The organism is Peteryoungia aggregata LMG 23059, from assembly GCF_030814435.1.
Lineage (GTDB): Bacteria > Pseudomonadota > Alphaproteobacteria > Rhizobiales > Rhizobiaceae > Allorhizobium > Allorhizobium aggregatum.
In genome coordinates this window covers 1-12,550 of sequence record NZ_JAUSUW010000021.1, presented here as the reverse complement: position 1 = coordinate 12,550, position 12,550 = coordinate 1, and the positions used below count along the sequence as shown (strand labels likewise).

The window sequence follows — 12,550 nt, the reverse complement described above, 5'->3', positions numbered from 1 at the left end:
GGCCCCGATCATCACTTCAACTTCTGGCCATCAGGCACCGGCTGCTCGACGGCCGCCAACACGATCGCCCCATTTGGGTCTTCGAATCCGAGGGTCAGCACTTCGGACCTGAAGGGACCGATCTGGCGCGGCGGGAAGTTGACGACCCCCAGCACCTGCCGTCCAACCAGCGTCTCCGGCGTATAATGCACGGTGATCTGTGCCGATGACTTCTTGATGCCGATCTCGGGACCGAAATCGATCTTCAGCTTGAAGGCAGGCTTGCGCGCTTCCGGAAAGCTCTCGACCTCGACGATCGTGCCGACGCGAATGTCGACCTTCTCGAAGTCGGCGAAGGTGATCTCCGTTCCGCTCACTGGGCGAGTTCCTCAGCGCGCTTGCGCGCTGCCTCGATCGCAGCGTCGAACAGCGGCTGCATGCCGTCATCCGCCATCAGCACGGAAAGCGCCGCAGCCGTGGTGCCACCGGGAGAGGTAACGTTCTTGCGCAAAGTGGACGCCGGGTCGGGGGACTGGTGCAACAATTCACCAGCCCCCGCGACCGTTTCTCGTGCGAGACGCATGGCGAGGTCCGCCGGCAGGCCGGCTTTGCGGCCCGCCTCCGCCATGCATTCGACGAGATAGAACACATAGGCCGGGCCGCTGCCGGAAAGGGCGGTCACGGCATTGATGTCCGCTTCGCTGCCGACCCATTCGACCGGGCCGGACACCTTGAGCAGACGATGAACGATGTCACGCTGGGCATAGGACACTGCCGCATTGGCAAACGCGCCCGTGACGCCACGACCGACCATGGCCGGCGTGTTCGGCATGGCGCGCACCATGGCCGCCTTGCCAAGGTGACTTTCCATTGAGGCGATGGTCTTGCCCGCAGCGACCGAGACGACCGTCGTCTGTGCGCCAACAAGAGACTTGAGTCCCGGAAGAACCGCATCCATGACCTGCGGCTTCACAGCAAGGAAGAGAATATCCGCCGCCAGTCCATCCGGGGCAGAAACCGAATGCCGCGCTCCGGCCTCGGTGATCATGGCCATCATCTTGTCGGATGGCCCCGGATCCAGAACCGTGACGGACGATCCCGGCACACCGCTCTTCAGCCAGCCGGCCAGCATCGCGCCGCCCATATTGCCGGCCCCGACGAGGACGATTTGTCCGAATGCGGCATCCGTCATGCTCAGGCTTCTCCGACCGTCTCGAAGAGAACGGCATCCATGGCGCTCTTGGCGTCCATGCCGGACCACACCACGAACTGGAAAGCCTGATAATAGGCTTCGCAGGCATCGACGGCGGAGGAAAGCAGAACCTCCACCTGACGGTTCGTCGGCTCGGCACCACCGGCAAGCAGCAGCGACTGGCGGAAGATCACCACATCCTCGTTCCGCCACAGATCGAAATGGCCCATCAGTACCTGGCCATTGACGTAGGACAGAAGCTTGATGACCTCGTTCAGTCGATTTTCCGGGATCTTCAGGTCGAAGGCCGAAGCCAGATGCAGAGCCTCGAATTCCTCCATCCAGGAGAAGGAAACATGATAGTCGGCCCAGCGCCCCTCGACGGTCATTGCGATTTCGTCTTCACCCGAACGCTCGAACGACCAGTCATTGGTCGCCGCGACGAACTCGATCATGTCGACCGGGTTGGACTGGCGTTCGACTTCGATTTCCATGAGGCTCATGCATCACCTTCTTGACCGGAATGAATACGGGCGCCCGGCGAACCGCCGGGCCACTCGGACACCTGAACCGGAAACTACTCTGAAAACGATTCCGAAGGACCCCAGGATAGAACACGCACCCTGCCCGAAACTTACGCGGCCCCTGCTCAGAATCATCGTTGAAAATCAGTGTATAATCGTCAGGAGCCAGCACCAGCCCCCTTCGCCACATTTGCGTCAGCTGCCTGTGGATGGAGCTTCGGGAATCGCCTTTGCATCACCCCATAAGCGACTCTGCCGATTGGCTTTTTGGCAGCTGTCCACAAGCTGCGATTTTTTCGCCAGCCAAGCCCCGCTTTTCATCCGTCAAGGTGCTGAAAAAACAAAAAGACCCAAAGCCACAGGCAATGGGTCCTCATCATCGTTTTTCATCAATCACGAGCCTGTCCCGCAACGGGACAGGCAGGTCACTTCGCCTTGGCGGAAATCTGGGCTTCCAGCACCTCGAGACGCTTCTGCAACGCCTCGTTCTCCTCACATGCCTTCAGCGCCAATTCGCGCACCACATCGAACTCTTCGCGCTTGACGAGATCCATGCTGTTCAGCCAGCGCTCGACCTGCGCCTGGAAGGCGGTTTCCATCTCCTTGCGAACACCTTGCGCGGCGCCGGCGGCGTCCGTCATCAACTTGGCAAAATCATCGAAAATACGGTTGGGGCCGGTCGACATGGAAAGCTCCTCTCATGCAGGCTGCGGACGGGAAAGTATCCTTGGGGATGAGGTAGGACCAGAAGGGCCGACACGCAAGACGGGAAGGACAGATAAAGGTCGTTGACGGTGTCGCAGCGACCTCGATTTCATCTTGACCGTGCCAATTCGCAACGCCATTTTCCAGCAGCATCAACGAAAGTACTCCATTGTTATCAGTCCTGGACCTTTTCGCCGCCGTATCCTTTCCCGCGATCGACCCGGTCGCCTTCTCGATTGGCCCGCTGGCGGTCCATTGGTATGGGCTGGCTTATGTCGCGGGCATTCTCATCGGCTGGCTGCTTGCCCGCGACCTCCTGAAACGTCCGCATCTTTGGCCGAACGGACAGGCACCCGCGACCCTCCAGCAGATCGACGACTTCGTCCTTTGGGTGGCGATCGGCGTCGTCGCCGGCGGTCGTCTTGGCTACATCTTCTTCTACGATTTTGCCTCCGTGGCTGCCAATCCGCTGCGTGCGATCGAGGTCTGGAATGGTGGAATGTCGTTCCATGGCGGCTTCGTCGGCGCCACGCTTGCCATGGTCTTCTTCGCCCGCAAGCATCAGATCCGTCTTTGGAGCCTCTTCGATCTCGTGGCGAGCGTCGTGCCGCTCGGGCTGTTTTTCGGCCGCATTGCCAACTTCATCAACGGCGAGCTCTGGGGTCGCCCGGCCGACGTTCCCTGGGCCATGGCTTTCCCGACCGGTGGCCCCTTCCCCCGCCATCCGAGCCAGCTTTACGAGGCGGTCCTCGAAGGGCTCGTGCTTCTGATCGTCCTGCAACTTCTCGCCCGCGCCTTCAGTGCCCTGCGGACGCCAGGCCGCATAACGGGTATCTTTGTCGCCGGTTATGCGGCAGCCCGCATCTTCGTCGAGTTCTACCGCGAGCCGGATGTCCAGATTGGCTATCTGGCGGGTGGCTGGCTCACCATGGGGATGGTGCTTTCATTGCCGATGTTGCTCGTCGGTCTGTGGATTTCCATCCGCGCGGGGCGCAGCGCCCCCCCGGTCGGTGGCTGAGGAGACAAGGATGGCCACGCCGCTCGCAGAGAAGATCAAGTCCCTCATCGCCGCTCACGGCCCGATCAGCGTTACCGACTATTTCGCCCTCTGCCTCGCGGATCCAGAGCACGGCTACTATCGCACCCGCCACCCCTTCGGCCGCGACGGCGACTTCGTCACGGCCCCCGAAGTCAGCCAGCTGTTCGGCGAGATGCTTGGCATCTTCATGATCAACACATGGCAGCGCCACGGCGAACCGCAGGACGTCCGCATCGTCGAGATCGGCCCGGGCCGCGGCACCATGATGGCGGACATGCTGCGGGTGATTTCCCGTGCCGCACCTGCGCTCTATGAAACCGCCACCGTGCATCTCGTGGAGACAAGCGCGCTTCTGAAGCTGACGCAGATGGAAACGTTGTCGTCGCACGGCGAGAAGGTATCCTGGCACGAAAGCTTCGACGGGGTGCCGGAAGGTTTCACCCTGCTCGCAGCCAACGAGCTCTTCGACGCGATCCCGATCCGCCAGTTCGTCAAGACGCCGAACGGTTTTCGTGAGCGCATGGTCGGCCTCGACGAAAACGACGATTTCTACTTCACGCTGGGTGTCGCAACGCTTGACCCGACCATGCTGCCGCAGGGCATCAGTGAGCCCGCTGACGGCGAAATCTTCGAGGTGGCTCCGGCGCGCCAGTCGGTGATGCTGACCATCTGCGAACGCCTCATTCAGAGCCACGGAACGGCGCTGATCATCGACTACGGCCACATGGTCAGCAATTTTGGCGACACGCTGCAGGCTGTTCGCGCCCACGAATACGACCCGCCGCTCGCCCATCCCGGGCTCGCTGATCTGACGAGCCATGTCGATTTCGAGAATCTGGCAAGGACGGCACTGGCTGCAGGCGTCCATCTGAACGGCTGCATGCATCAGGGCGACTTCCTGGTTGGCCTTGGTATCGAACAGCGAGCAGCAGCCCTCGGCCGCGACAAGGACGAGAAAACGCAAGGCGAGATCATTGACGCCGTGCATCGTCTGGCCGGCGCCGGCAATGGCTATATGGGCGAACTGTTCAAGGTATTGGCGGTCTCGATGCCGTCAGTGCAATTGCTTCCTTTCAAGGCGAAGCATTGACAGGCAGCTGCGCGATCTGCACGATCGCGCCAGTTTCGCACGGCTCAAATCCCAAGAAAGCCGTTTAGATTCAGAAGCTTATCAGGGAATAAGCAGCATCTTTGCATCTTGCCAGCTCAGGAGACCCAATCATGAGCACAGCCGATCAGCCGCGCCCCGTCACCGCCGGGAAACTCGACACCATCAGGGACGCCGGCATTCGCCACGGTTTCTTCACCCGCGATGGCGGCGTATCGGAAGGCATCTATCGCGGCCTGAACGTCGGCATCGGCTCCAATGATGATCCGGCAAAGGTACGCGAAAACCGCCGCCGGGTGAGCGCCTGGTTCGGCCTGCCGCTGGAGCGGCTTGCCACAGCCCACCAGATCCATTCCCCCGATGTCGCCGTCGTCGGCGCCGACTATGATGGCAGCCGCCCGCAGGCCGATGCGCAGGTGACCGCGAGCCCCGGGATCATCCTCGGCGTCCTGACCGCCGATTGTGGCCCGATCCTCTTTGCTGACCCCGACAACCGCGTCATCGGCGCAGCCCATGCCGGCTGGAAGGGCGCGCTTGGCGGCGTGCTGGAAAACACGATCGAAGCCATGGTTGCACTGGGTGCCCGCCGCGAAAAGATCCGCGCCACGCTCGGCCCGTCGATCTCACAGGCCAATTACGAAGTCGGTCCCGAATTCGTCGATCGCTTCCTCGCCGTCAACAAGGCGTTCGAAGCCTTCTTCACCCCCTCCGGCAAGCCCGGCCACGCCATGTTCGACCTGCCGGGCCTCACCGTCATGCGCCTCGCCGAAGCGGGGGTGGCGGCCGACAGCCTCGGCCTGTGCACCTATGCGGCACCTGAAGCGTTCTACTCCTATCGCCGGACCACCCATGCGGGCGAACCCGACTATGGGCGGCAAATTTCGGCGATTGCGATCATGGAGGACTGATATGGCCCTGCACTTTCCCGAAAGCGAGTTTTCCGCCCGCCGCGCGCGCCTGATGGCCCGCATGGCGGAAGAGAAGCTCGACGCCCTGCTGCTCTTCGCCCAGGAGAGCATGTACTGGCTCACCGGCTTTGACAGCTTCGGCTACTGTTTCTTCCAGACCCTGGTCGTCAAGGCGGATGGCAGCCTGACGCTGCTCACCCGAACGCCCGATCTCCGCCAGGCGAAGCACACCTCGACAATCGAGACCATCGCCGTCTGGGTAGACCGCCTGAACGCCGACCCGGCGGTCGACCTGCGCAACCTTCTGAGCGACCTCGACCTCCTCGGCATGCGCGTCGGCGTCGAGTATGACACCCACGGCATGACCGGTCGCGTCGCGCGCCTTGTCGACAACCAGCTGACCAATTTCTGCGAGGCGGTCGATGCCTCATACCTCGTCAGCAATCTCAGGCTGGTCAAATCGCCGGCCGAGATCGCCAGGGTCGTTCAGGCTGCCCAACTGGCCGACATCGCATTCGATGCTGCGCTGCCACTGATCGGGCCGGGCGCCAGCGAAGCGGACATTCTCGCCGCCATGCAGTCCGCCGTCCTTGCGGGCGGCGGCGACTATCCGGCCAACCCCTTCGTCATCGGCTCTGCGGCGGACGCCCTGCTCTGCCGTTACAAGTCAGGTCGCCGGCAGCTCTCCGAAACCGACCAGGTGACGCTGGAATGGGCCGGCGTCTCGGCACACTATCATGCGCCCATGCTGCGGACCGTCCTCGTCGGCGAGCCCACCGCACGGCACCGGGAACTGCATGCGGCGGCGCTAGAGGGCATGCGGGCAGTCGAACAGGTGCTCCGTCCGGGCCACACCTTCGGCGAGGTCTTCGACGCCCATGCCAAGGTGATGGACGACCGCGGCCTCACCCGCCACCGTTTCAATGCCTGCGGCTATTCGGTCGGCGCACGCTTCGCCCCGTCCTGGATGGAGCACCAGATGTTCCATGCAGGCAACCCGGAGGTGATCGCCCCCGACATGACGCTCTTCGTGCACATGATCATCATGGACAGCGATCGCGAGACGGCCATGACGCTCGGCCACACCTATCAGACGACGGACACAGCCCCGCGCGCGCTGTCGCGCCATCCGTTCGAACTGATCGCCCTGTGAGAGGGGCCTCGCCGCCACGGCTGCGGCGGTAACGCAATTTTGCCTGTCCGTTCAGGGAATTGACAGGCAAGGAATGCTAGTCACATTAAGTGTGACAGGAGTGAAGGGGAAGGACCCGCCGTGGTGAGACGTTCCCGGACAATGCCCACGATGCCGGTCGCAATGATCGGACTGCTGATGCTGCTCGCCGGCTGCAACAGCACGGATGTGCTGACACCACCCGTAGACGTCGGGAATGGCAGCCTGCCCGCCAGCTATTCCCAGGAACTCGCCGCCCCCGCAGCCGGCCGCCAACCGGTGGAGAGCGGACCACTCGGCCAGCCGGGCGGCTATGCGGAACAGCCGCGCGGCCCGCAGAATACGCTGGAAGCACAGGCGGCAGCGCTCGCTCAGGGCGGCAGCAATCCCGTCGCATCCGCGCCGCTCGACGGCGGAAACAGCCAGGCCTTTCCGAGCGCGCCACAACCGGCAGCGACCACACGGCAGGCCACCCAACCAATCCAGCCGACGCAACCGACACAGACCCAGCAGGCATCACTTCCACCGGCAGCGCAGACCACCGGCAGCATCCGCTTCCTGCCGATCATCGGTGCCCCAGTCCAGGCTGTCACCCCGCTCTCGCGTCAGCTCGGTGCCGAAGCCCGCGCCAGAGGCCTGACCATCAAGAGCGCCAGCGATGCCTCGAGCGAGCATATCCTGAAAGGGTACTTCTCCGCCTTCTCCGACAGCGGCAACGTGACGATCACCTATGTCTGGGACATTCTCGACGCCAGCGGCGGACGGCTCCACCGCATACAGGGCCAGGAGATCGTTCCCTCGGGAGCCCAGGATCCCTGGGCGGCCGTGCCAGCCTCCGTCATGCAGCAGATCGCCACCAAGAGCATGGCCGAATATGTCGCATGGCGGAACAACCAGGCCGGCTGATTATGCGCCGATAACCGGCTTTCGAAACTGCAAATCCTGCGCCGCATTTGGCGCATCAACCGAAAATATGGGCCTTACTGTCCAAACCTCTTGCATTCAGGGGGAAGGGCGCTAAAAAGCCCGCATCTCAGCATGGTAACAGGCGGGCCAAGATGAAGGTTTTCGCAGGTAATTCGAACCGGCAACTTGCCGAAGCGATCTGCTCCTATCTCAACGTACCACTCGGCAAGGCCAGCGTCCGCCGCTTCGCAGACCAGGAAATCTTCGTCGAAATCCAGGAAAACGTGCGCGGCGAGGATGTCTTCGTCGTCCAGGCCACGTCGTTCCCGACAAACGACCACCTGATGGAACTGTTGATCATGATCGACGCTTTCCGTCGGTCCTCGGCACGCCGCATCACCGCCGTGCTGCCGTATTTCGGTTATGCACGCCAGGACCGCAAGGCGGGGCCACGCACGCCGATCTCGGCCAAGCTGGTCGCCAACCTGATCACCGAGGCTGGCGCCGATCGTGTGTTGACACTCGATCTGCATGCCGGACAGATCCAGGGCTTCTTCGATATTCCGACCGACAATCTCTATGCGGTGCCCCTTCTCGCCAATGACGTGAAGGAACGCTACGACACCAACAATGTCATGGTCGTGTCGCCTGATGTCGGCGGCGTGGTCCGCGCCCGCTCGCTCGCCAAGCGTCTCGACTGTCTGCTCGCCATCGTTGACAAGCGCCGTGACCGACCGGGCGAATCTGAGGTCATGAACGTCATCGGCGACGTCACCGGCAAGGACTGCATCCTGATCGACGACATCGTCGATTCCGGCGGCACGCTCTGCAACGCCGCCGAAGCCCTGCTGAAGAACGGCGCGACCAGCGTCACCGCCTACATCACGCACGGCGTCCTGTCAGGCGGTGCGGTCACCCGCGTCGCCTCCTCGAAGCTGCGCGAACTGGTTATCACGGACTCGATTCAGCCAACCACAGCAGTCCAGTCGGCACACAATATCCGCGTGCTCTCGACAGCCACCCTGCTCGGCGAAGCCATCAACCGCACCAGCCAGGAAGAGTCGGTTTCGAGCCTGTTCGACTGACACCGGATTGTTTTTCGAATTAACGCTAAGAAACACAATGTAGTGTTCGCGGCGTCACAGACCCTTGCGCCGTGTCTACTCTTTTCATACAGGTGCCTCGCCTTCGCTTCTTTGAGACGCGATGCAGAGAGAATACACCCGCACGCGTGTTTTCATGTCACTTTCGGTCGATGAACTACTTGCCAACAACGATTTCCACGAAATAGTACGCGAGCAGTCCCGCGCACTGCTTCGGGTAAACGACGAGACCCCGCGCCTCGCTGCGGTCTTCGGCACACAGCAACGCTGGCTGCTCGGTCACCTGGCCATGGCGCAGTATTTCACCGAGGTCGCCAGGGGCAACACCGAGCCGGTCATTTTCATGGCACGCTACCTCGAGCAGGTGAAGACACTCGGCATATCCTCCGTGAATACGGCCGACGCCTTCGTCAAGGAGATGCTGGTCTACGGGATTGCCCAGCAGAGCCAGCACAGTGACCGCCGCAATCGGCCCTTCGTTCCCGCTCCGCAGACCATTGCGGCCACCCGCCGGTGGGTCACCATCCATCTGGCAAGCCTCGATCGTCTGGACGGCGGTCGACGGCTGGACCTGTTGGAGGCCGACGACACCATCCTTCCGCGCCTTCATCCGCAGATCGCAAGGCGCGCCATGTCCTCCCCGCCCCTCCGCAGCCCACCTCAGACCTGGTCTCTGTTCACCTGGCTCAACAATGGCGGCATCGTCATGGACTGGCTCATGGTGGGCATCGATCCCGTCGACGCAACGATCGAGCATGTGCCGACCCAGGTCCGCTCGGTCCCGGAACTGGCAGAGACCTTCCGCCTGTCCCGCACGCATCTCACCCGCAAGCTCCGCGAGGCAGAGGCGATTGGCAGCGTCGGCTGGGAGGGCAGCCGCGGTCGGTCCACGATGTGGATCTCGCGAGACTTCCTCAACGAATACCATGCCACCCAGGCCGTGAAGCTGGCGATCATCGACTCCGCCTGCGAGGCAATCGAACTGCGTTGAGGCGTGGCCCGTCGCCACCGCAACCTTAACCTGCCGGTAAGCAAATCAGCCTAGCCTCCTGCCGGGAGATTATCGGGAGGAATGGGTGTGAAGGGTTCGAACGGAACGAATGCGCGTACAAACGTGCTGTCGTCGGTCAAGGCAAAATTCGCAGGGCTGGTGGTTGGAGCGACACTCGTCTCCTGTATGGCCGTCGGCATGTTGAGCTATCAGGTTGGCAAAACCGGACTGATCGACGCCAGCAAGCTGCGCCTCGAAAGCGTCGCCGCAACCCAGGCCAAGGCGCTCAGCGCCTATGAAACACGCATCCAGCAGGCGCTCGGTGAACTCGCACAGAACTCCGCGCTCGGTGAAGCCGCCGATACTGTCGCGACGGTCATCAAGATCGAGGAAGCGAAAATCCGTGAGGTCTTCCAGGATCCCGCCAAGAAACCGGAGGAACGCGCGTCCATCGACGGATCAGGCCTCAAACTGCTTTACGGCGTCCGCCACGCCTCCATTCACGGCGCCATCGCCAGTACGCGTCAAAACACGAATGTTAGCGATATCTACGTCATCGATAACGCTGGGCAGATCATCTATTCGGTCACGAAGGGCGACGCATTCCTGACCAACGTTACCGATCCGGCCAATGCGGCGCTGAAGGCGGCCTTCGATGCCGCCCAGGCCGGCGATGTGAATCAGGTGCATTCCATCGGCTTCAGCGAAATGCGGGCCGAAGACGACACCCACTCGGCGCTGATTGCGCAACCGCTCGCCATTTCGGTCTGGGGCGAGATCGTCCGCAAGGGCGTCATCGTCATCCGGGTGGGCGCAAACCGCCTTGCGAGTTCCCTCGCACCAGATGGAATGGGGCAGAGCATCGACGACAGCTTCCTGCTCGCCGAGGATGGCAGCCTGCGCGCCGGCACGATCTCGGGCGGGGCCAATGCCGGTGTACCGGAAGCACTCGTGGCAGCAGCACGTAACGGCAGCAAGGGCTCAGACTTCGCCGCCTCCGGCGACCGCACCCTCTTCTACAGCTTCATGCCGGCCAGCCTGTTCGGCCAGAAGAACCTGCTGGCCATCGGCCAGGACGAGCGCGGCATCCTTGCATCCTCCAATGAACTGGCAAGATGGGCGCTGCTGACCACAATCGCCGTTCTGGTGGTCATGGGCGGCATCGGTATCGCCGTTTCCTCCAGCCTCACCCGCCCGTTGACCCAGCTGGCCGGCTTGATGAACCGTCTCAACAACGGCGACACCGCCATCCAGATCGACGGAACCGGACGCCAGGACGAGATCGGCCTGATGGCACGAGCACTGGACAGCTTCCGTCAGAACGCGCTGGAAAAGGAGCGCATCGAGAAGGAGGCGGAAAGCCGTGATCTTCAGATGAGTGCCGAACGGCGCGAGCGCGAGGCGGAAAAGCAGCGCAGCGCCCAGGAGCTTCAGGAAGCCGTCACGGCGCTCGCCACAGGCCTGAAGAACCTCTCCGATGACAAGCTCCATCTGCGCATCGAGACCCGTTTCGTGCCGGAACTCGACCATCTGCGCGTCGATTTCAACGAATCACTAGACAAACTCGAGGAAACGATCCGTGCCATCATGGCAAGCGCCGACACCATCCGTGGCGGCTCGAACGACCTCAAGGGCGCCTCGGCCAATCTGGCCCATCGCACGGAACGCCAGGCGGCATCCCTGGAGGAAGCCGCCGCCGCCCTTGGCGAGATGACTGGCAGCGTCAATGATGCCCTGCGCCGCTGCGAGACCGCAGTGCAGGTTTCGGCGGACGCGCTGAAGGGGGCAAAGGCATCTTCCGAGGTCGTCAATGAGGCAATCGTCGCCATGCAGCGGATCGAGGAATCGTCGTCAAAGATCCGGCAGATCATCGACGTGATTGACCAGATCGCCTTCCAGACCAACCTCCTGGCGCTGAATGCTGGTGTCGAAGCCGCCCGCGCCGGCGAAGCAGGCAAGGGTTTCGCCGTCGTCGCCCAGGAAGTACGCGAACTGGCACAGCGGTCTTCCGCAGCCGCACGCGACATCAACGGACTGATCAACGCCTCGACCAGCAACGTATCAGACGGCGTGGCCCTGGTCCTGCAGACGGGAGAGCGTCTGCACACCATCGAAGACAATATCGCCGCCATCAATGGTCAGATCGGCGCCATCGCCGGTGCATCAAGGGAGCAATCCGCTCGCCTCTCCGAAATCAATGCGTCGGTCAACGATCTCGACCAGATGACACAGCAGAATGCGGCCATGGTCGAGGAAACGACGGCTGCCGCCTTCGCCCTTGCCCAGGAAGCGGATGGACTGACCGAGCAGGTCTCACGCTTCACAATCGGCCAGCACGATGGTTCGGCCCGCCGCGCCGCCTGAACAAGCGCAACAACAGACCGCGCGCAGACATCGCCCGCCGGTCGAGATCGGCGGGCTTTTTTTAACTCTGAGCCACCGCCGGCGGAAGCGGGCAAGCCTCGCCGCCCGAGAACAGCCGTGACCGCGTGAGGAACCGCCGCTCGCGGCCATTGTCGAGCGAGAACATCCCGCCCCTGCCCGGCACGACATCGATGATCAGCTGCGTATGCGCCCAGACGGCATACTGGCTGCCGCTGATGTAGAAGGGCACGCCGCCGATCTCGCCGAGCTTCACATCCGTCTCCCCCACCCGGTATTCGCTCGCCGGGTAACACATCGGCGAAGACCCGTCGCAGCATCCGCCGGACTGATGAAAGAGGATATCGGGGTGATCTTGTCTGATCTCGGCAAGAAAATCGAGCGCGGCTTCGGTCGCGATGACACGGGGTTGGTCTGCGGGGGGCATGGCTGGCTCCAGCATGGTCCCCTTGTAACTTCCCAAAATCCGCATTGGAGGCTGTAATGCCTTTTGCGGTGGCGGATGGGAGACCGAAGCCTCTTTGGGACACCAAGCCCGTGGG

General features: G+C 62.4%; 13 protein-coding genes. 8 read left to right on the top strand and 5 right to left on the bottom strand.

The window, feature by feature from the left end:
* Positions 1–11 precede the first annotated feature (11 nt).
* The 4 genes from J2045_RS22255 to J2045_RS22240 all read right to left on the bottom strand — a co-directional run bounded on the left by J2045_RS22255 (position 12) and on the right by J2045_RS22240 (position 2,381).
* Complete coding sequence (locus J2045_RS22255; protein ID WP_307377374.1) at positions 12–356, bottom strand: tRNA-binding protein; 345 nt, start codon at positions 354–356, stop codon at positions 12–14.
* Positions 353–1,171 (bottom strand): pyrroline-5-carboxylate reductase, encoded by an 819-nt coding sequence (gene proC, locus J2045_RS22250; RefSeq protein WP_307377370.1) that lies wholly within the window; start codon positions 1,169–1,171, stop codon positions 353–355. Before proC ends, J2045_RS22255 begins: the two co-directional genes overlap by 4 nt.
* Positions 1,172–1,173: 2 nt before the next feature.
* On the bottom strand, positions 1,174–1,674 hold the full coding sequence (locus J2045_RS22245; protein ID WP_006725585.1) for a type III secretion system chaperone family protein: 501 nt from the start codon (positions 1,672–1,674) through the stop codon (positions 1,174–1,176).
* A 446-nt stretch (positions 1,675–2,120) separates the two neighbouring features.
* Entirely contained in the window at positions 2,121–2,381 is a 261-nt protein-coding gene (locus J2045_RS22240; protein WP_307377360.1) for an accessory factor UbiK family protein, read from the bottom strand.
* A gap of 188 nt (positions 2,382–2,569) precedes the next feature.
* On the opposite strand from J2045_RS22240, the gene lgt reads away from it, so the two are divergent.
* From lgt to J2045_RS22200, 8 genes are all read left to right on the top strand, one after another.
* The gene (gene lgt, locus J2045_RS22235) at positions 2,570–3,418 is read left to right on the top strand and encodes a prolipoprotein diacylglyceryl transferase (protein ID WP_307377357.1); all 849 of its coding nucleotides are present in this window, start codon (positions 2,570–2,572) and stop codon (positions 3,416–3,418) included.
* Positions 3,419–3,428: 10 nt separating this feature from the next.
* The gene (locus tag J2045_RS22230) at positions 3,429–4,529 is read left to right on the top strand and encodes a class I SAM-dependent methyltransferase (protein ID WP_307377354.1); all 1,101 of its coding nucleotides are present in this window, start codon (positions 3,429–3,431) and stop codon (positions 4,527–4,529) included.
* 131 nt (positions 4,530–4,660) lie between these two features.
* Positions 4,661–5,455 (top strand): peptidoglycan editing factor PgeF, encoded by a 795-nt coding sequence (gene pgeF, locus J2045_RS22225; protein WP_307377351.1) that lies wholly within the window; start codon positions 4,661–4,663, stop codon positions 5,453–5,455.
* A 1-nt stretch (position 5,456) separates the two neighbouring features.
* The gene (locus tag J2045_RS22220) at positions 5,457–6,608 is read left to right on the top strand and encodes a M24 family metallopeptidase (RefSeq protein WP_307377347.1); all 1,152 of its coding nucleotides are present in this window, start codon (positions 5,457–5,459) and stop codon (positions 6,606–6,608) included.
* 123 nt (positions 6,609–6,731) lie between these two features.
* Entirely contained in the window at positions 6,732–7,532 is an 801-nt protein-coding gene (locus J2045_RS22215) for a hypothetical protein (protein WP_370873197.1), read from the top strand.
* Between the two features lie 152 nt (positions 7,533–7,684).
* A complete protein-coding gene (locus tag J2045_RS22210; protein ID WP_166602710.1) occupies positions 7,685–8,617 on the top strand; it encodes a ribose-phosphate pyrophosphokinase in 933 nt (310 codons plus the stop codon).
* Between the two features lie 121 nt (positions 8,618–8,738).
* Positions 8,739–9,626, top strand: a complete 888-nt coding sequence (locus J2045_RS22205) for a hypothetical protein (RefSeq protein ID WP_307377343.1) — start codon at positions 8,739–8,741, stop codon at positions 9,624–9,626.
* Between the two features lie 87 nt (positions 9,627–9,713).
* On the top strand, positions 9,714–11,990 hold the full coding sequence (locus J2045_RS22200; protein ID WP_307377340.1) for a methyl-accepting chemotaxis protein: 2,277 nt from the start codon (positions 9,714–9,716) through the stop codon (positions 11,988–11,990).
* Positions 11,991–12,051: 61 nt separating this feature from the next.
* Here the strand turns inward: J2045_RS22200 and J2045_RS22195 are convergent, their stop codons facing one another.
* Positions 12,052–12,435 (bottom strand): DUF779 domain-containing protein, encoded by a 384-nt coding sequence (locus tag J2045_RS22195; RefSeq protein WP_307377337.1) that lies wholly within the window; start codon positions 12,433–12,435, stop codon positions 12,052–12,054.
* Positions 12,436–12,550: the final 115 nt, after the last annotated feature.

What these genes read in the sequence shown, in the direction of transcription:
- J2045_RS22210 (WP_166602710.1), top strand. Translation starts at nt 7,685, where the DNA reads ATGAAGGTTTTCGCAGGTAATTCGAACCGGCAACTTGCCGAAGCGATC.
- J2045_RS22230 (WP_307377354.1), top strand. Translation starts at nt 3,429, where the DNA reads ATGGCCACGCCGCTCGCAGAGAAGATCAAGTCCCTCATCGCCGCTCAC.
- J2045_RS22205 (WP_307377343.1), top strand. Translation starts at nt 8,739, where the DNA reads ATGCAGAGAGAATACACCCGCACGCGTGTTTTCATGTCACTTTCGGTC.
- J2045_RS22195 (WP_307377337.1), bottom strand. Translation starts at nt 12,435, where the DNA reads ATGCCCCCCGCAGACCAACCCCGTGTCATCGCGACCGAAGCCGCGCTC.
- J2045_RS22220 (WP_307377347.1), top strand. Translation starts at nt 5,457, where the DNA reads ATGGCCCTGCACTTTCCCGAAAGCGAGTTTTCCGCCCGCCGCGCGCGC.
- proC (WP_307377370.1), bottom strand. Translation starts at nt 1,171, where the DNA reads ATGACGGATGCCGCATTCGGACAAATCGTCCTCGTCGGGGCCGGCAAT.
- J2045_RS22245 (WP_006725585.1), bottom strand. Translation starts at nt 1,674, where the DNA reads ATGAGCCTCATGGAAATCGAAGTCGAACGCCAGTCCAACCCGGTCGAC.
- J2045_RS22240 (WP_307377360.1), bottom strand. Translation starts at nt 2,381, where the DNA reads ATGTCGACCGGCCCCAACCGTATTTTCGATGATTTTGCCAAGTTGATG.
- pgeF (WP_307377351.1), top strand. Translation starts at nt 4,661, where the DNA reads ATGAGCACAGCCGATCAGCCGCGCCCCGTCACCGCCGGGAAACTCGAC.